Below are 21687 nucleotides of genomic sequence, written 5' to 3'. Positions count from 1 at the left end.
AGAAAGTATAAAATTTTGAAAAGTTTATACTTTCTTATCAGCCAAAAAATTGACTCCGTTTTCATTTTATATAATGACACATACCTTGTCTACCATTAAGCAAAAAAATTATATCCATCTTTAAAAAATTCAGAATAATATATTACTAAAATTCGTTTTACAAAGGGTTTTGATAACTGATTTTATTTTTTACAATAATAAAAAACAGGCTCAAAACCTGTTTTTTATTGGAAAATATAATCTTTGACTGGCGCGAAGCTTTTTCGATGGTAGGAAGTAATCCCATGCTGTTTTATTGCTTCTATATGTTCCTTCGTGCCGTACCCCATATTTTGCTGAAAACCGTAGGCTGGATAGCTTAACGAAAGCTCTTTCATCAGTTGATCTCTTGCTACCTTTGCAACGATCGAAGCTGCCGCGATAGAGATGCTTATTGCATCCCCTTTAATAATAGATTCAGTTGGATAAGGGGTATCGAGCTTCATTGCGTCAATGAGCAACAAATCCGGCTTTGGATTTAGTGAGGCGATAGCCGCTTTCATTGCCTTTTTTGTCGCTTCATAAATATTAATCTCATCAATTTCATTGGCATGAATCATCGAAACGCTAAAAGCCAGCGCTTCCCTTCTAATGATTTCATCGAATTCCTGACGTTTTTTTTCTGAAAGCTTTTTCGAATCATCCAGACCTGCTAAGAAAAAATCCTCTGGTAAAATAACAGCCGCTGCTACAACAGGACCTGCAAGCGGACCTCTTCCGACTTCATCGACACCGGCAATCAATTCAAATCCTTGAGATCGCCATTTCTTTTCATAGGCGCACATATCATTGAATTTTTCCTTTAATCGTCTGTTCTCTGCCATTTTCTTACGCCATTTATGTACCAACTGTTGAACACCCTTGCGCTCATCTTGAAGGATATGTAACAAAAATGGATCATTTTCTGACATAATATTTTCTAATTGTTGTTCAATTTCTGCTATAGTTTGTACCTTCATTTATTTCACCCGTAGTAATAATACCCTGGTATCAAAGTAAATTCAATACACAAAAAATAGCACACAAAATCCATTTCGAATTTGTGTGCTGGTTCTATCGAGTTATTATTAAGAAACAATTAGGTCTTTCAGTTTAACTGTGCTGCTACTTCCAAAAATTTCTTGTTCCAGTCTTCTGCCAGTCGGAGTTGCGGCAAGGCCGCCTTCTGCGGTTTCCCTCAATGAAGATGGCATTGCTTGGCCAATTAAGAACATGGCATTAATGACTTCATCACAAGGGATTCTGCTTGAAATTCCAGCAAGTGCCATATCTGCTGCAGTAATAGCATTAGAGGCACCCATTGCATTCCGTTTTACACAAGGAACTTCAACTAATCCTGCAACAGGATCACATACTAATCCCAGCATATTCTTCAAGGTGATGGCCATCGCCTCTGATGCCTGCTGTGGTGAGCCGCCAGCCATTTCTACAATCGCAGCTGCTGCCATACCACTTGCAGAGCCTACTTCAGCCTGACATCCACCTGCAGCACCGGAAATAGAGGCATTATTGGCGACTACAAAACCAAATGCAGCTGCGGTAAACAAGAATTCAATCATTTCCTCGCGAGTTGGGTTCAATTTTTCTTTTACAGCAAATAATGTTCCTGGTACCACACCTGCAGAACCTGCAGTTGGTGTTGCACAAATAACGCCCATTGCGGCATTCACTTCATTAGTGGCCACTGCTTTACTGACAGCATCTAGTAAAATCGTACCTCCAAGAGCTTTACCGCTTTTAATATAGTTTTGGAGCAACACTGCGTCTCCACCCGTTAGTCCGGTATGTGAATGGACACCATTGAGACCTCTTTCAACCGCTTGTTCCATCACAGTTAAATTAGTGTCCATTTTCGCAATTACTTCTTCTCTAGTAAGACCTGATACTTCTATTTCCTGTCGGATCATGATCTCCGCTATTTTTACTTGATTAGTTTCTGCAAGATAAACCAGTTCTGATACATTTCGAAACATGATCACACCCCCTGATGTTTGTTAATCTATTTATTCAACCATGCGAATGATTTGTGATACATTTGAAAGATTTTTTAATTCGTCAATCACAATTTCTTCAATTTTCTGATCGACTTCAATAACCATTAAAGCCATTTCACCTTTTTCTAACCGTGATACTTCCATATGACCAATGTTTATTTCATATTTTGATAATACACTTGTAACAGCAGAAATGATGCCAAATCGATCCTGATGAACAACCAGAATTGCAGGGTGTTCTCCTGAAAGCTTTAATGGAAAGGAATTTAATTCAGTGATTTCAATGGTACCACCACCTATTGAAATCCCTACCATTTCAAGTTCGTTTTCCTCATCAAATAAATTAATCTTGACGGTATTTGGATGCTCCGTTACAGCCTCTTCAGTACGAAAAACTACATTTAAACCCGCTTCTTTTGCTATCTCTAAAGACCTTGGCATTCTTTCATCAAATGTATCCAAATTCAAAAGTCCGGCCACAATGGCGAAATCTGTTCCGTGTCCCATATACGTTTTGGCAAATGAACCGTATAATGAGATGATTGCTTTCTTCGGCAGTCTTCCGAATAAGGTCCTTGCGACCCTGCCAATACGTGCTGCACCTGCTGTATGAGAGCTTGATGGCCCGATCATAACTGGACCAATAATATCAAATGCTGATCGATATTTCATTCAAATACTCCTTTTATCTAGTGAGTTATTTTTTTTTTGCGTATAATCTTATCAATTTATTTTACGAGAATTACATCAAAGTGACCATAAATAATTGCTGGTAAATGTCCTTGTCCTTCTTTTTTTTAACAAATATGAAAACGATTACAACATCTCGACCATAAAAATATATCAAATATTTACTAGATTTAAAATAACATTTTCAAAACAGGGAATACTTTTTCAATTAATTACTGTTGTATATAAAAGAAGCTCCCCATTGTGGAGAGCTTTGGTTGGTCATTCTTCTTTTTCGATCATAATGTCAGCTGGCCGTTCAAATGTAAGGCGGCCAAATTTTTCCGACCTTATTTCCCTTACGACCAATTCAGACACCTTGTCATAATCGACGATTCCACCTGCCATTAAGCAGCCGCGAAGTACTCCTATTTGATCGAACATTTCAACAACATTTTCCGGTAGGGAATCAAGTTGATAACGTTCTTTCAAACGCTCAGGATATTCACGTTCCAAAAATCTTAGAGAGTAAACAGTTAGGTCTTGCAGGTTTAACAATGTATCTTTAATTGCCCCTGTAATCGCCAGTTTCATACCGACCTCTTGATCCTCAAATTTCGGCCATAAAATCCCCGGTGTATCCAACAATTCCATTTCTTTACCAACTTTTATCCACTGTTGTGCCTTTGTTACCCCGGGAGTATTTCCTGTTTTGGCGATATTTTTTTTAGCGAGACGGTTAATGAGTGTTGATTTTCCTGCGTTTGGGATGCCGACAATCATCGCCCTAATTGCTCTTGGTTTCACACCTTTTGCTTTTAAACGATCAAATTTCTCTTTAAGTATCTCATGTGAGGCTTGGACAATATTTTTCATTCCTTCTCCAGCTTGAGAATTAATCGCGAGTGCTTTAATACCATTTTCTGCAAAATAGGCAATCCATTCTTTTGTTGCAGCCTTGTCTGCCATATCCGCTTTATTTAATAAGACCAACCTTGGTTTATGCTGAATAATTTCGTCAATCATCGGATTCCTTGAGGAATACGGAATTCTTGCATCCACCAATTCAAAAATAATATCAACTAGTTTTAATTTTTCCGTGACCTCTCTGCGAGCCTTTGCCATATGACCAGGAAACCATTGGATCGTCAAAGCAGCCACCTCCTAATTCTATTTCACTTTAACAATATGAGCGTCTTTAATCGGCCAGTAGACCATATTTGTTTTACCAATTACTTTGCTCATTGGAATCGTTCCAATATGCCGGCTGTCTTTACTAAAGCGGCGGTTATCTCCCATAACGAACAATTCACCTTCTGGTACCGTTTTACGGCCAACAGCGGTTTCTTCCAATTTAAACGAGTAAGTTAAAGGACCTTCAGCCTGTTTTTTATATTTATCCAAATAAGGCTCTTCATACGCTTTTCCATTTACATATAGCGTATCATCCTTATACTCAATCGTGTCACCAGGAAGTCCGATCACACGCTTTATGTAATCCTTTTTCTCAGGAGCATGAAAAACGATGATATCAAATCGCTTTGGCTCACCAATATCATAACTTAATTTATTAACTATCATACGATCCTGATCTTTTAATGTTGGCATCATCGATAAGCCATCCACTACTATTGGAGCAAATAGAAAATATCGGATGACTGCTGCTAGCGCCACAGCAATCAATAGGGCTTTGGTCCATTCCCACAGTTCATTCTTCTTTTTTGTCATACAATCCCCACCAATCACTAATAAAAAATGTTTTATAAAGCCTATTTTACATAACTTAAACATATTTAACACGATGGGCTAAAATTTTTTAATCAAACTTTAATATTTTGTTTAAAAATCAGCAACAATTGAATCAGTCCAATAAATATAATTTACAATTAATTGATTAGATATGTAATAAAAAAGAGCCTGCTCCCAGGCAAGCTCTTTTCTTTTCATATTAGCGGATCTCTTTAATTCTTGCTTTTTTACCGCGAAGGTTACGCAAGTAGTAAAGCTTAGCACGGCGAACTTTACCGCGGCGAAGTACTTCAAGCTTCGCAATTTTTGGTGTGTGTACTGGGAAAGTACGCTCTACGCCTACTCCGTAAGAAATTTTACGAACTGTAAAAGTTTCGCTAATTCCACCACCACGACGCTTAATCACAACACCTTCAAATAACTGAATACGCTCACGAGTACCCTCGACAACTTTAACGTGTACACGTACAGTGTCACCAGGACGGAAAGCAGGAAGATCAGTACGAAGTTGTTCTTTTGTGATATCTTCAATCAATTTTTGCATCGTTTTCAACTCCTTCCAACAGACGCTCATGCACATCATTCTCATAAATACATTGCAGCGGAACATCGTTATAAGACCACAATCTGATTGGTATCAGCTCAAGTCACAAGAAGTATCATACCATATTTATTGAGGGCTCGCAATATTACTCGTAATCTTTTTTTACTTCTTTTAACCATTTTTCCTGTTCAGGAGTGAGTTCGATTTTATCAAATAAATCCGGCCTTCTAAGAAGGGTACGTCTTAATGCTTCTTTATTGCGCCATTCTTCGATTAATTTATGATTTCCAGACAATAAAATATCAGGCACTTTCATTCCACGGAAATCGGCAGGTCTTGTGTAGTGCGGATGTTCTAAGAGCCCTGTACTGAATGAGTCCTTCATATGCGATTCTTGATTGCCGAGCACCTCTGGCAGGAGACGTACAACACTATCAACTACGACCATTGCCCCAAGTTCGCCTCCGGTTAGGACATAATCACCAATCGAGATTTCATCCGTTACCACATGCTCCCGGATTCGTTCATCATAGCCTTCATAATGACCGCAGATGAAGATTAAGTGCTCTTCTTTCGCTAATTCTTCTGCCTTTTTTTGTTCATAACGTTCACCCTGTGGGCAAAGAAGAATCACCCTTGGGTGTTTACTTTGAGCGGTTTCCTTAAGAGCGGCAACGGCATCAAAGATTGGCTGCGGCTTTAATACCATTCCTGCCCCGCCGCCATAAGGGTAATCATCAACAGTGGAGTGTTTGTTATCGGCAAAATCACGAAAATTAACTACGTTATAGGTAACCGCTGATTTCTCGGCGGCTTTTTGCAAAATGGAATGCCCCAGTACCCCAGAAAACATTTCCGGAAATAATGTAAGAATATCAATCTGCATCATGAAAGTAACCCTTCCATTGGTTTAATTAAGATGACTTTCTCTTTTACATCTACTTTTTTGACGACATCATGAATATAAGGGATTAAAAGTTCTTTACCGCCTTTACCTTTTACAACCCAAACGTCATTAGCACCAGGTGATAGAATTTCGATTACCTTCCCGAGTTCCTCACCTTTAGTCGTGGCAACTAGGCATCCAATAATTTCATGGTAATAAAATTCATCCTCTTCTAATGTGTCTAGTTGTGATTCGGGGACTTTTAGAATTCCATCCCTAAACTTCTCAACTTCATTGATATTAGTAAACCCTTCAAATGTCAGTAATTCAAAATTTTTATGTGTGCGATGACTCTTGATTGTTAGTTCAATTGGCTTACTTGAATTTGGCATAAATAAAAATAAAACATTCCCCGTCTTGTAACGTTTTTCAGGGAAATCCGTTTTTGAAATAACTCTCACTTCACCTTTTATGCCTTGAGTATTAACAATCTTTCCGACATTAAACCATTTTTCCATATTGTTTTTCACCTACTATCTAATTTCCTCAATGATACCATCTTTAATAATAATTGTAGGCTGTCCCAACCTCTCGTTCCATATGTCGCCTACCTTTACCTCAACTAGGGCCTGAACTTCCTTTTCGTTTAATTCACTACCTAACGGTAGGATATGTAATTGTTCAATTTGAAACTCAACTAACTTTATTTTTTCTTTGCGCATTTCAATATCTTTTTCAAAATGTTTTTTTAGTGCACTTGGTGAAAAGGATTTTGTTTTCTCTAACCGCTTCAGCTCGAATTGCAGCTGATCACATTCTTTTTGAAGCTGAAGCTTTTTAGAATGGTATGTATGGAAAAGCTGCTGTTTGCTGTTTTCCGTTAATATTTGCTTAACGACAACTGTTTGAATGATTTGCATTAAAGAGCCTCCTTTTGCATTACATATAGCAAAAAAGGGAGGAAAATTAATCCCTCCCTTTTATCTAGATGCAAAAAGCTATTCACCAATTTCTAGAAAAATTTTCTTCTGTTGTGATGATCCTGCTGCATAAACAACAGTTCTAATGGCCTTTGCAACACGCCCTTGCTTGCCAATTACTTTTCCCATATCTGTCTTGTTAACAGAAAGCTGATATGTTACCCGATTGTCATCTTCTACGACATCGATACGAACATCTTCTGGGAAATCAACAAGAGGCCTAACAATCGTTTCGATTAATTGTTTCATATCCGATAACGATTACTTGTTTAATTTTGCATTATGGAATTTTTCCATGATGCCTTGGTTTGAGAAAAGGTTACGAACTGTATCAGATGGTTTCGCACCATCTTTTAACCATTTAAGAACTAATTCTTCGTTGATTTCAACTTTAGCTGGTTGGGTAACAGGGTTGTACGTTCCAACGATCTCAATGTAACGTCCGTCACGTGGTGAACGAGAATCTGCTACTACAATACGATAGAAAGGAGTTTTCTTTGCTCCCATACGTTTTAAACGAATTTTTACTGCCATTTTAAATAAGCACCTCCGAATAGTTTCACACAAGATAGTATAATATCAATTCTTTTATTGTTTGTAAAGTGTTTTTTCTTTACAAGCCTACTACATTGAAAAGTCATCTATGCAGGCTTGCGACGAGCTGAACAATACTCCCCAATTTCGTTATGGCGCAGGAGCATATATTACTATTTTTCCCACAATTACCAGTATTTAAAACGGCTTAAACGGAAACTTAAAACCGCCTTTTTTCTTTCCTTTTTGCTGCATTCCTGTCATTTGCTTCATCATTTTTTTCATGTCTTCAAACTGCTTTAATAAGCGGTTGATTTCAGTGACTGGACGCCCGCTGCCTTTTGCAATTCTTCGCTTACGGTTCGCATTTAGGATTTCGGGATTATTTTTTTCTGCCTTTGTCATGGATTGAATAATGGCTTCAACATGGGCAATTTGTTTTTCCTCAATTTGAAGATTATTCAAACCTTTGATTTTGTTTGCGCCAGGCATCATTTTTAATAATTCATCAAGTGGACCTAGATTTCGAACCTGGCCAAGTTGATCCAAAAAGTCCTCTAGCGTAAACGTTGCTGTCCGCATTTTCTGTTCTAGCTCTTTCGCCTTTTGTTCGTCGACATTTGCCTGTGCTTTTTCAATCAATGTCAACACATCACCCATGCCTAAAATCCGTGAGGCCATTCGTTCTGGGTGAAACGGCTCCAAAGCATCCATTTTCTCGCCTAGACCAACAAATTTAATAGGTGTTTGCGTGACAGCACGAATAGAGAGTGCGGCCCCGCCCCTTGTGTCACCATCAAGCTTCGTTAAAACAACCCCGGTTAAACCAAGCTGTTCATTAAAGCTTTGGGCAACATTGACAGCATCCTGACCGGTCATGGCATCAACAACAAGGAAAATTTCATCGGGTTTCGTAAGCTCTTTAATTTCCTTTAACTCGTCCATTAATGCTTCATCGACGTGAAGTCGTCCGGCTGTATCAATTAGGACATAGTCTTGATGGTCTTCTTTTGCTTTCTCTATTGCTTGCTTAGCAATTTCAACCGGACTCACTTGATCACCAAGTGAGAAAACTGGCATGTCTAATTGTTTGCCAAGAGTTTGAAGCTGTTTAATTGCGGCTGGACGGTAAATGTCAGCGGCAACAAGCAACGGTTTGCGGTTATACTTCTTGCGAAGTAAAAGCGAAAGCTTACCTGTTGTCGTAGTTTTTCCGGCACCCTGTAACCCAACCATCATAATAACGGTAGGCGGACGATTCGAAGCAGCAATCTTGCTTTGCTCACCACCCATTAACGCAGTCAATTCCTCGTTAACGATTTTAATGATCTGCTGACCCGGAGTTAAGCTTTTCAGTACTTCTTGCCCTACGGCGCGTTCACTGACTTTTTTTACAAAATCTTTGACGACTTTAAAGTTAACGTCTGCTTCAAGTAATGCAAGACGCACTTCACGCATCATTTCTTTTACGTCCGCTTCTGAGACCTTCCCTTTTCCACGGATTTTTTGGATTGTATTCTGCAGTCGGTCGGCTAATCCTTCAAACGCCATGCATGCCGCCTCCTAATCTAATTTCTCAAGCTCAGTAACCATTTCTAACAATGCCTGCTTTGAAGGGGTCTCCTCTTTAAGCAATTCTTTCACGTGCCTTATTAGTCTAGAGCGCTCTTGAAATTTCTGAAATAATAACAGCTTTTCCTCATACTCCTCGAGCATTGCTTCCGTCCGCTTTATATTATCATAAACGGCTTGACGGCTTACATCATACTCTTCGGCAATTTCACCCAATGAGTAATCATCTAAATAATAGAGAGACATATAGCTTTGCTGCTTTGGCGTTAACAACGAATAGTAAAAGTCGTAAAGATAGTTCATTCGTGTCGTCTTTTCAAGCATCATGCTTAGATTCCCTCCAATACTAATGTTAAGTGAAAAGCCTTTACGAAAGTAAGTTTACACAGTCTTATTAATTCTGTCAAGAAAATACCTTTACATCAAGGATTTATAAATGTGATTACTTCTTTCTTTTCTTTGCTTCAAGCAGCCGCTTCATTCGTTCTTCCTTTTCCGCCAATGAGACAACTGGGATGTTCTTCTTCCTATTATCTACCGTTTGCTGTTCTTGTTTTGGCAATTTTTCTTTTGCAGTTTCATTCTTAGATTCCTCTTTTATTACTTCCCTTTTGTTTTCAGCACTTGCCTTTGCTTTTGCTTTCGCCTTAGCCAGCTGCTGAAGGGATTCTGTCCGATCTTCCTCTCCTTTTTTTGGAGTTTTCTTCAGAAAACGCAACAAGAAATAAAACGGCTGGAAACCTAGTCTCCTAATCATAATCTCAAACACGAGAAGCAGAAAGGCGGCTAATAATAGTTGCTGACTAATCGGCTCTTTCGTTTTTGACTTTTGTTTTAAAGGTCTGAACGCTTCTTTTGCAGACTTTAGTTCCTTGCCGCCTGTAATTGCTGCAAGCTCTTTTAATAACTCCTTATTTGTTCCTTTTAACAAATACTCTTCAGAATAAGGAACAGAAAACCCTGTTTGAAACAATTTATCCTGCCCATCCTCAGTGGTTTGCTTCACCCGTAAAAAATACATTCCTGGATTATTAGGAAAACTCACTTCAAATTCGCCTGGGGCTGTTGGTTTAGAATTGGTTTCCATCACCGAACCATCTTGCGAAACAACTGATACGTCAAGCGGCAAAAATTGATCTTCAGTTGCTTTCAAATGAACAACAGTATTGTCATTTTCTTTTTCAATCGTAAAACGGAATGGTTCGCTATCAAATTGCGGCAGTGATTTAGCGATAACCTGATTCAAAAATTGCGGCCAGTTCGCCCATTTAGCCCAGTCACCCGACCATTTTCCTGTCATATCGGAGGTAAAGGCAAAGGTAGTCCCTAAACCATAATGCCATTCAGCGAGAATAGGATCCTTTTTTTCACTGATAATCGGCACTTGTGCTCTGTTTTTCGCTGTTACTGCAATATAGGCATTCATTTTCGGAATTCCGTTTTGAAAAAAGGGTGTCCACTCCGGATAAGGCTGCACAACAGGATAAAACGGATTATCTTCAATATAGGTTCTTGTAGTCATAACAGTTTCTCTTGAAAGAATACTTGGAATAACAGATGCATCGGTTACATCATAAAATCGCCCGCTCCCCTGTCCGGCAAGGTCTTCCAAAAGGTTTCGGTCGGCGTCACTTCCTAGGGCAACCGTGGACATTGTAACATTATTTTTTTTACCATCTTCTATCAGCGATTGATAATCCCCACCGGCAGCTGATTGCCCATCCGTTAGCAAAATAATGTGCTTTCGCTGCAGTTTTAAATCTTTTAACTCTTGATAAGCCTTTTCCAGTGCAGGATAAATATTCGTTCCTCCCCCGACAGATACTGAGCGAATTTTTTCAATCACCTTTTTCTTGTTATCGAGTGGAGCGGTTTCAACAATCACCCAAGGGCGGTCATCAAAAGCAATAAAACCAAGCGTATCCTTTTCCCGTAATAAATCTACAGAACGTGCCGCAGCTTCCTTTGCTAATGTCAGCTTATTACCGTTCATACTTCCGGAACGGTCAATGACAATGACCAATCCTAGTGATGGCATCTCTTTTTTTCCCTTAATGTCCATGTCAACAGGTAAAAGGTTTTCAATTGGGGTTTTAAAATAGCCCCCGAGACCAAAGCTTTCCTCACCACCGAACATGACAAAGCCTGTTCCAAATTCCTTGACTGCTTTTTCAATCAAATTCATTTGCTGCCCGCTGACCTTCGTTCCCGGGACATTATTAAAAATTATTGACTGATATTGTAAAAATCCAGCTAAGGTTGTCGGCAGCTTCTCTGGAATCAGCTTGTCTACGATTAGCCCGGAGGATTGTAAAATTTGTGCCAATGGATCTTCCTGATTGCCCTGGACTACAAGGACTCTTGGAGTTCCCTTGACATTTGTTGCAGCATAAAGGGCATTGTTTTCAATAAAAGTATCCTTTTCTGCCCCTAGCTCTGCCTTATAAATGGCCATTCCCGGCTCTGATGGACTATGTGAAAATGAAAATTCATTATGCCCTTCTTTTACTTTTATCTTCTCATGGAGAAAATCCTTGTTATTTAAGGAAATCCTCAGATCTGCTGATTTTTCAACATTACTTATTATTGATACCGTTATATTTACTGTTTCTCCCTCGTATAGGGTTGGTGGCACATCCAGCTTTGTAATCGCCATATCCTCGCGAAATTTTTGCTTGAATTGAACATAATCTAACTCAATCTTCTGATTTTTTAATAGCTTTGCAGCATCTTTACTCATGCCTGCAGTCTCATTACCATCACTCAATAGGATAATCCTGCCGCTTCCCTCCTTTTTCATCATGGAAGCCGCAAACCCGATTCCTTCTTCCAGATTTGTTTCACCAGATTTCAACTTTCCGTTAAATGCTTCAACGACTGTTTTTTTATTAGAGAAAGATTGTTCAACCATCGTTTCATTTGCGAATGAGGCGATTGCGAAGGTTTGATTTCCTTTTTTCGATTGCAGGCTTTCGTCTAGCCACTCCAGTACTGCATCCTCCGCATCTTCAAAGCTTGCCGACCGGTCGACGAGGAAAATTATCGATTCCTCTTTGATTGGCAGCAATAATTGCGGCATTGTGAGTGCAAAAACAATCAATAGAAAAAAAATAGTTCTAAAACAGCCAATCACTACCTTTTCCGAAGTGCGCGAATTTCTTATTTGTTTAAAATAAAGAAAGATTAAGAAAAAGACAGGAATTAATAGAACGAGAAGGAAGGGATACTTAAGCTCTAAACCCACGTCGATACACCTCCCATTCCACCATAAGCAAGAGCAGTACAACACAAGTCAGCCAAAACCACATGGAATCATTTGGCTTCAGGGCGAGGTCCTTTTTGTTTTCCTTTGAGCCATTCAAAATAAACGAGGCTTCTGACTGCGGTCTTTTTTCACGATCATCGAGAAGAACAGAAAAATAATATACTTGACCTTCAGATACAGCTTGATAGATCCCCGGTTTATATGGAGCTTTAAAATTCTCCTTATTTAACTTGAGTGTTGATAGGCTTTTCCCAGAAGCATTAAAAATCTCCATACTAGTGTTATGGTCTTCAAGCTGAAGCCATTTTTCTTCTCCAGGTTGAAAATAGCCAAGAAAACCCGTCTGGTTCGATAACCACTGATAGCTGTTATAAAGAAAGATTGGGAATCCCGGTTGTAGCGGCCAATCCGTATTCTCAAGTGAGAAATTCAAGATAATAACCGGCTGTCCATTCATTGATCCTGTTTGAATCAACGGGTGATTGCCACTATCTACAATATTTTCCCAGTTTCCCGTTATTGGGGTAGAAGCGTACTTTATGTATGTTTTGTCGATATCAACATATTCCATTAGGCTTGAGTCAGTTCCTTTGATCGGTTCCTTCAGTTCAATAAGTTCAGCCGAATTTTGCTTCTTATTAATATAAATAGCTGGCATATTCGGCAAAACATCCACCGGAATCCCTTCCGCAAGAATAATGCCACTTTCTTTTAACCCTAAAATACTGTTTTGATCCATCTGTACTGTTTTGATGCCCAAAGTTTCAAGTCCTTTAATGAAAAAAGGATTAACCTCCCCAAGTGCATAAACATTAGGTTTCAAGACTGAGTATACGGCTGTTAGCTCATCATCGGCGGAATACTTGTCTCCAGATTTTATCAACGCTTGATAGAAGCGGCGCTGTGGCAAGTCAGGGACATTTACGACCATTCGTTTACCAGCCGGAATTGTTACTTTTTGTTGAAAAACCGTCTGATTTTCACTTGTGATCACAAACGGGACTGTTCTCGATTTTTCCCCTTGGTTCTCTATAACAACGAGACCAGAAATTCGATTTTCTTTTCCCGCTACCCCAAACGAAAGAAGAGCAACATTATCTTGAATTCCATGAGCATTATGAATTTCATAAGATGCATTTTCAATTCGATCTGAAAGGTCATCTTTTTTTACGGAATCTGAAAATATATGGATGTGGGTTGCACGGTTCGAAACAAGCGATTCCGCGAGCTTTACACTTTTTTCAATGTTTTCATGTTCATATGTTACTGTTATCCCATCAATCGTCTTTTGAATCAGATTTATGTCGGATTCCCGGTTCAATAGTATTTTGGGCTTCGTTCCTGCGACAATTACGGTCACTTCCTGATCATTTAAGCGATCTGTCAGTTGCTTCATCTGTTGTTTTGACTGTTCAATGAGCGGCTTATCATCGTTCAGTGCTGACATGGTTGCAGATGTATCAACAATCCAAATAAGCTGCCCTCCCTTTACCCCTTCCGAGAGCCAAATCGGTTTTACCAAAGCCATCATTAATAATATAAGAGCGATAATTTGCAGCCAAAACAAGAGATTGTGCTGTAATTTTTGTATCCAAGGAGATGCCTTCCACTCATTCATTGCCTGGTACCAAAGGAGATTAGATGAATTAATGACTGCTTTGTATTGTTTTCTGAAAAAGTATAATAACACAACAAAGGCAATCAAAATGACGAGAATAAAAAACATTGGGTTTGCAAAGTACATCTTAAATCACCTCTGGTTAATAAAGCATTCTTTTGGCGGTACACTCATGAAATAAAAAAGACTGCAAGTCAGCATCATCTGTCGTTACTAAATAACTGAAGCCAAACCGGCGGCATAAAGATTCAAGCTTACGATTATGCTCCTTAACTTGCTTTTGATAGTTTCCGAGAATAGAATCATTTATCGATACATTCACAGTTTCTCTTGATTCACTATCAATTAGTTTTACATCTCCCGAATAATTCGGTTCTATTTCTTCTTTGCCCAACAGTTGGACAAATTTAACTTCTTGTTTTGCAGCAGCAATTATGCGGAATAAAGATTCAATGGAATCAAGCGGCTCAAGTCCATCTGTAATGAGAATGGACAGCTGATTATTTTTCAACAAGTTTTTATGGAGGTTTTCGGTAAATGTCCCCGCTGCCTCATGTTTAGGTAACTGAAGAATATCAAAAAAAACCTTTTTGCCATAAACTTGCCCTTTTCTGCTAACCTTACCATAGGGCCGCGATGAAACTGGGATGAACGACAAGCGGTCTTCACCAGATAGGGCAATATAGCTAAAAATGGCCGCGAGTTCTTTTGCTCGATTCCACTTTGTATCAATCGTCTGCATTGAAGCGGAGGCGTCCAGAAAGACGGTAACAGCTATTTCCTGTTCATCTAAAAACCTTTTAATATAATGTTTTTGTGTCCGGCCATAGATATTCCAGTCAATTTGACGGACATCATCTCCAGGCTGATAAAGGCGAAAATCCGAAAATTCAAGCGAAGTACCAAACTTATTCGCCGTACGTCCCCCTTTATGAGCGCCCCGCCTTCGTGTTTTCGTCATCAATCTCAGTTTTGTAAGCCTGTAAAGCAGGGAATGCAAATGGGATGTCATCGCTGACTAACATCCTTTCCAGCTAGCTGCAATACATCACTTATCAAGTCATCCGCTGTAATATCGTTTGCCTCTCCTTCAAAATTTAATAATAGACGGTGTCTCAAGACAGGAATGGCTGTCGTTTTTAAATCGCCCATTGAAATATGGTATCTTCCAGCAAATAATGCTCTTGTTTTTGCCATTTGGATTAGACTTTGTAATCCTCTCGGTCCACTGCCGAATTGGACATATTGTTTGACCCTTTCTGGAGCATCCGCTGAAGCCGGATGGGTTGCATCGATAATAGAAACAGCGGTATTTAATAAGTCATCTGAAACTAATATTTCCTTTGACAGCTGCTGTATGGCTAAAACGTCAGAAGTCCCTATAATACTATTTAGTTTAGGCACCTCAAGACCTGTCGTTCGTAAGGCAATCTCTTTTAGCTCTGCTTTTGTCGGATAACCTACATGAATTTTACATATAAAACGATCCATTTGTGCTTCAGGGAGTGGATATGTGCCTTCCATATCAATCGGGTTCTGTGTAGCCAGTACAAAGAAGGGCTTTGAAAGCTGTTTTGTATTGCCCATCACCGTTACCGTTTGCTCTGCCATTGCCTCTAAAAGGGAACTTTGAGTCTTTGGTGTTGCCCGGTTTATTTCATCAGCCAATATGATATTTCCAAACAATGGCCCCTTATGAAAAACAAACTCTTGCCTGCCATCTGTTCCAGGCTGCAAAATCATCGTACCGGTAATATCAGACGGCATTAAATCAGGTGTGAATTGAATTCGATTAAATGACAGGTCTAAACAGTCTGAAATCGACCGAACAAGCATCGTTTTCCCGAGCCCCGGCAACCCCTCTAATAACGCATGACCACCTGAAAAAATGCTCCAAAGTACCTGATCAATCACTTCTTCTTGACCAACAATAAAATTCATTAACTCTTGTTTAACCAATTTAAGCTGTTGTGCCGCCGTGATAAATTGATTTTCTTTCTCTTTTAGTTGAGTCAAACTTGTCACTCCTTATTTGGGTCTAGCAATAAATAATAGTTTTTTACGATTTCTTCTAAATCAGAAGGAAGTTTTACCCGATCAGTACTTTTTCGATATGCATCTGTATAATTCCCATATACTTCTTGGTAGGAACGAAGCTGACCTTTTAAAATCAGCCCGTTTCCTGAAAACTGTTCCGCTGGGCTGCCTTTTCCAATGTTCCCTGTATCAGTTTCAAGATTATTTTTACCGCCTATTTTTTCTGGAATCGTAAGAAGCTGTCGCGAACCCGTACCTAGCCCCGCACCACTTCCTGAACCGGTTCCACCGCCTGAATCGGTTCCTGTTCCACTGCCAGATCCTTGGCCGGTACCTGAACCATTTCCACTGCCTGAACCATTTCCATTACCTTTGGAACCATTACCTTGTGAGCCATTTCCAGCTGACTGGTTCCCTTGATTACTGCCTTGTGATCCTGTTGAAGGATTTCCATTTTTACTATTTTGGCTGTTTTTCTTACCTCCAGCAGACTGGTTAGAATGATTAAGGGCTATTTGCTTGGATTGCAGTCCGTTTGCGAGCAGTTCATTTTGCAAATTCTCTTCAATTTCTCCTAGTGCCGCTTGTGCATTAGCAAGCACATTCATTTTGTTATCGGCATTTAGTGCTTCAGAAATCTGCTTTGTTAGTTCAGCAATATCTTTTTCCGAAAGCTTTTGATCTGAACCAGTCAACTTGCTAAGTGCCTTCCTCTCGCTTTCCGTTAAAGAATCATATTTTTTGGTTAACTGTTCAAGCTCCTTTTTGATTTTATCTATATCCTTCTTTTCCAGAGCGGCTGCTAATTTACTCAATTCAGCGTTTTTCAATTCCTGCTGCCATGCTTTAAAGTTTTCTAGATTTTCCTGTTGCTTCAGTGCTTTTAATTCTAGTTCCTTTTTTTGCTTAGCAAGTGCTAATAATGTTTCTTTAGGATCTGAATTCTTTGCCATTATTTCCTGTGCTTTTTCAAGAGCTTTTTTCGTTTCAGCGTTATTTTCCTTTTTTGCCTTTTCTTCCAGCTTCTTCTCGACCTTTTTTAATACTTTCATTTCGGTTTCTTTTTTTACAGCCAATTGGAGGTTTTGATTTGGATAATAATTGAGAATTGCTGAAATACAGATCAGAACAACAGCAATAAACAGCCATTTAGGCATTATATAACTTTTTTTTCTTGCCAAAACATGATGCTGCTCTTTTTTCATATAAGGAAGTGCTTCGGCAAGCTGCAATTTTTGCAGCTTGCCTTCATCATCTAAAAACGAAAATGCTGTAATGACACGATCATCAGGAATGTAGGTATTAAATAGTTTCGCAGCTTCCCTATGGCCCGGCTGATTTCGCCAGGTACGAAATACAAATATAAGGAGAATCATGAAACAACCATACCAAATGATTTCGTGAAAAAAAGGGATGGCGAATATTCTAGCCGCAGTTAGAATCATGACTGAGAAGGCTGAGGCAGCTAGAATCCAGTAATGAAACTCTATGAAGATTCTTTTTAGAAGAAGCTGTCGGCGTAATGGCTGCAGCAACTTAATAAAAAGCTTTTTATCTTCCATTTACCTCATCCTTATCCTTTAGACTTTACTTTCATATTGGGACGGAGTTTTCGAATGCTAATAACAATCATAATTAGAAAAATGATGGTATAAGAAATTAAATTTGCTGCCCATAATGGAAAATCAATTCCCATTCCTGTTTGACTAGACAATTCCCTGAATGCATCCGGTTCGAGAAAACCGAATAGAATCATGATGGGATTAAGCATGACAAAGAAATACGGAATTGGGTTATTGGACGTAATTCCCATCTGATTGACAGACATTGTTACCGCAAACAAAAAAGCAGTCCCGGCTGTCAGGAATAAGGTCACCCCGTACGTACTAACCATCGCAATAATAGTTCTTCGAACAAGTGTGGAGAAAAAGATGCCGATGCTGCCAAAAACAAGGATTGTAAAAATGTAATACCCAAGAATTGTCCCTACTTGCCCTGGAGAAATCCCCCCAAACAAGAAAACAATACTATAAATTGGCATACTAGCTATAATCATCAGCAATAAAAACGACACAGACGAAATCAGTTTTCCAAGAATAATGCTTGTGGAGCTCTGATTCGTGGTTAATAAAATATTTAATGTTTGCTTCTCCCTTTCCCCGCTGATGATCCCTGCGGTTAATCCAGGTGTAATAAATAGGATTAACCCCATTTGAATAAAAGACAACAGCATAAACATGCTCTTACTTTGTTCAGGACGAAACAACCCCATAGGTGAGTTTTGGGTTTGTATATAAATAAATCCAATAATTATGATGGATAGTGCCAATAAATAAAAAGATAAACCAAGAAAACTTTTAAATGAGCGGAACCTTAGCTTAAATTCCTTATTCAAAACTGGATTAAGAAAAAGATTTCTCATGACAGTTCCACTCCCTTCGTTATTTCCATAAAGACATCTTCGAGGTTCGTTTCGATTTCTGAAAAACTGACAATCGGAATATCGTGTGAAAGGGCAGCTTTTAACAGTTGGACCTGTTCTTCAATAGTCCCATTGAACATGAATTGAAGCGATTCTCCATCATCTTTTCTCACTAATTGGCTCACAAGCGGCTGGTCCTCGAAGAAATTAACCGCTTTGTCCAATTCCCGATATAGCTTGGCAATGATAAGCTTTTCACCTTGAAGGCGTTTTTGGATTTCGGCAACGGAGCCTTCCGCAACTAATTTCCCTTGGTCTATAATGCCGATTACATCACACATTTCAGCAAGCTCTGGAAGGATATGAGAAGAAATTAAAATTGTTTTCCCCATATTCTTTAATTCTTTTAAGATTTCTCTCATTTCAACCCGTGCCCTTGGATCCAAACCAGAGGCAGGTTCATCGAGAATGAGCACTTCCGGGTCATGAATTAATGACCTTGCAAGACAGAGCCTTTGTTTCATTCCTCTTGAAAGCACGTCCACATAAGAATCTTGTTTATGTGTTAAATTAACTAATTCAAGGAGCTGAGGGATTAATTTCTTTCTTTCACTCTGACTAATCCCATAACTTGCACCGTAAAAGTTCAAATATTCATCTGCCTTTAACTGGTCATAAACCCCAAAGAAATCGGGCATATAACCAATTTGACTTCGAACTGCTTTCGGCTCCTTAGAAATATTATAGCCATTAATATAAGCAGTACCGGAGCTAGGGGAAAGCAATGTCGCTAAAATCGAAAAAGTAGTAGATTTTCCAGCGCCATTTTGACCGACAAAACCAAAAACAGAGCCTTTTTCGATTTTAAGATTTAAAGAATCAAGTGCGGTAAATTTACCATATCGTTTTGTTAAGTCAATAATTTCAATCATGAGCTGATCTCCCCTTTTATTGCGAGCGAAGGCATTCTGACTCGAGGGTCACCTTGTCCGGTTTTTATCAATTTGATGATAATAGTCCCTTCCTTCGAAATATATTGATCAAAATGTTCCTTTATCGATGTATGAGTATCAGGTAACGGCAAAAAGGTGCCTGTCGTATGATTCATGAGTGAATACGTAACATTCCCGCCATACCAAGTTATATCTAATTCTTGGAAGCTGGGATTTCCAATCATCAATTGATTTGGAAGCTCTAAAACATAGTCATATTCGCCTTCATCAAGCTCCATTTCGTTATGGGTTCCGGGCGTTTCATTGAAGATCTCACCGCGGATAGTATTTATATGGTTTCGAAACATATCATCTTTAATAGTGAATGAACCAGTAAGGTTTGTTTCAATATCTAATGGTTGATAGATTAGAGTTAACCCCTTTTTGGCTTCGTTCTTTCCTTTAATATCAGCATTAATAACGGAATCTTTTGTATAACCATACAGAATGGGCTGATTTTCTGAGTATGAATTGTTGTGCAAAAATTCGATAGCTCCATACTCCATCCTTTCCCTTTTCATTTCATCCACATCCTGTGGTGAACTTGGAATCTGATATGAATTCGCTTGACTGTACGGACCTGCCAAATAATCCTGCTCCATAGTTTCGTTTACTGTTAAACTTTCCCCGCTTTTCAATGATCCAAGCTTAATCTTTTTGCTGCCTGACCAAATCGTTAATTCTTCAAAATCATATGGGAAATGATTTACGATTTTTCCCATTAGCTTTTTATTTTCATTTGACAACATAATTTCAAATTTACCGGCATTTTGCTTAGAAGCCTGGCCAAAATAGGTTCTCATTGACCAATATTCTACATTTGGAAACGTCACTTTGCTGGTTTTCCTGCCATTTTCCAGAACGGCATAGCGTTTTCCGTCTTGTACAGCCATTGTTGATGATCCCGGCACACCATAGAATTTCCCCTTCGAAAAAGAAAGTTCGTAATCACCGCCAGTATTAGAGAGAAAGGTAACAGCTTCAAGACCATTTAACTGACCATTATCTGCCCTGTATATGCTTGTTTGGTTCATCTGTGGTTTCGCAAGCCTGTCCTTAGCACCTGTGGCAAATATACCTGCGGAGGAGATGAAGGCAATACCGATAATAATCCACCAGGCATGCTCGCGTTTATCCAGTCTTTTTAACAAGAAATACAGAAATGGCGCAAGCAGCAGCAGATAAATCAATAGGAACATGCTAATCTGCCCTACAGAAAATTGGGATGCGGCAAAGTATTCGTTCATCTCGGCAAATTCATTAAAAACAAAATCATATGGATTTTGTCCGCCTTTTTGAAATTGAATAGTTGACATACCATTTAACATGTTGCTTTTGACAAACCATTGTCCATATTCGTTCCAAGAAGATAGTGGTTCATCCCCAAGTGAAAAAGCTGTTTGCCAAATTTCACCTGTACCGTAGCCTTTATGGACAACCATCGGTAAATCACCGCTTTTTATGGTAACCTCCGCTCCCTTGTCAAGCTCGCCAATAAAAACTGGAATGTTTGGAAATGGGGGCAATGAAGGTGAAACTTGGAAAAATTCCGTACCTGCCAGCACCTCTTTATCAGGTTTCATCGGTAATTCTTGATAAAGGATTCCATAAGAACCAGCTGCATTTGGTGCAGCACCTGCAATCAATCTCCCTCCTTTTTGAACCCAATTTAGTATCGCCTGCTGCTGTGTTTTCTTCAGCTGGGAAATGCTATACTCATCAATTAGTATGTAATCGAACAACTCAAGGCCAAGTTCATCTTCTGGAATCATCTCTTCTGTAAGCACAATTGATTGAAGATTATTGCTTGTTGACATCACTTTTAATTCTTTTAAATGGTCGGAATCCTCGCTTAATATACCTAATGTTCTTCCTTCAGGATTTAAATATTTAGGTTTAATAATCTTGTCTCCAATAAAGGCTTGCTCATTATTGTCTTTCCAGCTCCCTTTATATAAAAAGATCGACTGTTTTATTTGCTGATTATTGAAATATTCCTCAGAAAAACCCGGTAATGACAGCGAATAGGTTTTTTTACTTCCTTTCGGCACATCGACCGATAGCACCTTTGCTCCGCTGGAATTATAGTTAGACGCAAAATTGAAGAGAATATCGCCTGTAAAATCTGCACCACTGTTTTCAACGGTTACTGAAACAGGAAAGCCACGGCCGTTTTTTACCTTTCCATCAAACCCTGCCTTAACTGATATTTTGATGAAACTGCCCTCAGCCTTAGCTGGATGGGCTGCTTGTCCGACAATAAACAGACAAATAAAAAGAATAAAAACTAGCTTTTTCTTTAACAAAATAATTCCCCCTATAAAACCTCGCTAATTAATAGACGAATAATTTTGTCTATTACACTACAATTTTTTAAAAATATTTA

General features: G+C 39.0%; 21 protein-coding genes. All 21 read right to left on the bottom strand.

Annotated elements, in window-relative coordinates; genetic code table 11:
- Positions 1 to 224: 224 nt before the first annotated feature.
- The 21 genes from V7150_RS05975 to V7150_RS05875 all read right to left on the bottom strand — a co-directional run bounded on the left by V7150_RS05975 (position 225) and on the right by V7150_RS05875 (position 21607).
- Positions 225 to 998: a ribonuclease HII gene (locus tag V7150_RS05975; RefSeq protein WP_335514841.1), complete on the bottom strand. Its 774-nt coding sequence runs from the start codon at positions 996 to 998 to the stop codon at positions 225 to 227.
- 108 nt (positions 999 to 1106) lie between these two features.
- Positions 1107 to 2012, bottom strand: a complete 906-nt coding sequence (gene sdaAA / locus V7150_RS05970) for an L-serine ammonia-lyase, iron-sulfur-dependent, subunit alpha (protein ID WP_335514838.1) — start codon at positions 2010 to 2012, stop codon at positions 1107 to 1109.
- 30 nt (positions 2013 to 2042) lie between these two features.
- Positions 2043 to 2705 (bottom strand): L-serine ammonia-lyase, iron-sulfur-dependent subunit beta, encoded by a 663-nt coding sequence (gene sdaAB / locus V7150_RS05965; protein WP_335514835.1) that lies wholly within the window; start codon positions 2703 to 2705, stop codon positions 2043 to 2045.
- Positions 2706 to 2984: 279 nt separating this feature from the next.
- A complete protein-coding gene (gene ylqF, locus V7150_RS05960) occupies positions 2985 to 3854 on the bottom strand; it encodes a ribosome biogenesis GTPase YlqF (RefSeq protein WP_335514833.1) in 870 nt (289 codons plus the stop codon).
- 18 nt (positions 3855 to 3872) lie between these two features.
- Entirely contained in the window at positions 3873 to 4430 is a 558-nt protein-coding gene (gene lepB, locus V7150_RS05955) for a signal peptidase I (RefSeq protein WP_335514830.1), read from the bottom strand.
- A 220-nt stretch (positions 4431 to 4650) separates the two neighbouring features.
- Positions 4651 to 4995 carry a 50S ribosomal protein L19 gene (rplS, locus tag V7150_RS05950; RefSeq protein ID WP_335382540.1) on the bottom strand — a complete coding sequence of 115 codons (345 nt, stop codon included), beginning with the start codon at positions 4993 to 4995 and terminating at the stop codon, positions 4651 to 4653.
- Between the two features lie 145 nt (positions 4996 to 5140).
- Positions 5141 to 5884, bottom strand: a complete 744-nt coding sequence (gene trmD / locus V7150_RS05945) for a tRNA (guanosine(37)-N1)-methyltransferase TrmD (RefSeq protein WP_335514828.1) — start codon at positions 5882 to 5884, stop codon at positions 5141 to 5143.
- On the bottom strand, positions 5881 to 6399 hold the full coding sequence (gene rimM / locus V7150_RS05940) for a ribosome maturation factor RimM (protein ID WP_335514825.1): 519 nt from the start codon (positions 6397 to 6399) through the stop codon (positions 5881 to 5883). The genes trmD and rimM overlap by 4 nt, the downstream gene beginning before the upstream one ends.
- Positions 6400 to 6414: 15 nt before the next feature.
- Entirely contained in the window at positions 6415 to 6801 is a 387-nt protein-coding gene (locus V7150_RS05935; protein ID WP_335514822.1) for a YlqD family protein, read from the bottom strand.
- A gap of 78 nt (positions 6802 to 6879) precedes the next feature.
- On the bottom strand, positions 6880 to 7110 hold the full coding sequence (locus tag V7150_RS05930; RefSeq protein ID WP_335514819.1) for a KH domain-containing protein: 231 nt from the start codon (positions 7108 to 7110) through the stop codon (positions 6880 to 6882).
- A 12-nt stretch (positions 7111 to 7122) separates the two neighbouring features.
- Positions 7123 to 7395, bottom strand: coding sequence for a 30S ribosomal protein S16 (gene rpsP, locus V7150_RS05925; protein WP_283922616.1), 273 nt, complete (start codon positions 7393 to 7395; stop codon positions 7123 to 7125).
- A 198-nt stretch (positions 7396 to 7593) separates the two neighbouring features.
- The gene (gene ffh, locus V7150_RS05920; protein ID WP_335514813.1) at positions 7594 to 8946 is read right to left on the bottom strand and encodes a signal recognition particle protein; all 1353 of its coding nucleotides are present in this window, start codon (positions 8944 to 8946) and stop codon (positions 7594 to 7596) included.
- 12 nt (positions 8947 to 8958) lie between these two features.
- The gene (locus V7150_RS05915; RefSeq protein ID WP_335514956.1) at positions 8959 to 9291 is read right to left on the bottom strand and encodes a putative DNA-binding protein; all 333 of its coding nucleotides are present in this window, start codon (positions 9289 to 9291) and stop codon (positions 8959 to 8961) included.
- Positions 9292 to 9409: 118 nt separating this feature from the next.
- The gene (locus V7150_RS05910; protein ID WP_335514810.1) at positions 9410 to 12211 is read right to left on the bottom strand and encodes a VWA domain-containing protein; all 2802 of its coding nucleotides are present in this window, start codon (positions 12209 to 12211) and stop codon (positions 9410 to 9412) included.
- Positions 12195 to 13976 (bottom strand): vWA domain-containing protein, encoded by a 1782-nt coding sequence (locus V7150_RS05905; RefSeq protein ID WP_335514807.1) that lies wholly within the window; start codon positions 13974 to 13976, stop codon positions 12195 to 12197. Before V7150_RS05905 ends, V7150_RS05910 begins: the two co-directional genes overlap by 17 nt.
- 16 nt (positions 13977 to 13992) lie before the next feature.
- On the bottom strand, positions 13993 to 14862 hold the full coding sequence (locus V7150_RS05900; protein WP_335514805.1) for a DUF58 domain-containing protein: 870 nt from the start codon (positions 14860 to 14862) through the stop codon (positions 13993 to 13995).
- The gene (locus tag V7150_RS05895) at positions 14859 to 15866 is read right to left on the bottom strand and encodes an AAA family ATPase (RefSeq protein WP_335514802.1); all 1008 of its coding nucleotides are present in this window, start codon (positions 15864 to 15866) and stop codon (positions 14859 to 14861) included. Before V7150_RS05895 ends, V7150_RS05900 begins: the two co-directional genes overlap by 4 nt.
- A gap of 5 nt (positions 15867 to 15871) precedes the next feature.
- The gene (locus V7150_RS05890; protein WP_335514800.1) at positions 15872 to 17449 is read right to left on the bottom strand and encodes a hypothetical protein; all 1578 of its coding nucleotides are present in this window, start codon (positions 17447 to 17449) and stop codon (positions 15872 to 15874) included.
- 11 nt (positions 17450 to 17460) lie between these two features.
- Complete coding sequence (locus V7150_RS05885) at positions 17461 to 18309, bottom strand: ABC transporter permease (protein WP_335514797.1); 849 nt, start codon at positions 18307 to 18309, stop codon at positions 17461 to 17463.
- Entirely contained in the window at positions 18306 to 19241 is a 936-nt protein-coding gene (locus V7150_RS05880) for an ABC transporter ATP-binding protein (protein ID WP_335514794.1), read from the bottom strand. Before V7150_RS05880 ends, V7150_RS05885 begins: the two co-directional genes overlap by 4 nt.
- The gene (locus tag V7150_RS05875; protein WP_335514791.1) at positions 19238 to 21607 is read right to left on the bottom strand and encodes a hypothetical protein; all 2370 of its coding nucleotides are present in this window, start codon (positions 21605 to 21607) and stop codon (positions 19238 to 19240) included. Before V7150_RS05875 ends, V7150_RS05880 begins: the two co-directional genes overlap by 4 nt.
- Between the last annotated feature and the right edge of the window lie 80 nt (positions 21608 to 21687).

Origin of the sequence: Neobacillus drentensis, assembly GCF_036965245.1 — a bacterium.
GTDB lineage: Bacteria > Bacillota > Bacilli > Bacillales > Cytobacillaceae > Neobacillus > Neobacillus drentensis_G.
The sequence above is the reverse complement of the archived record's forward strand: the minus strand, read 5'-3'. Positions and strand labels throughout refer to the sequence as shown.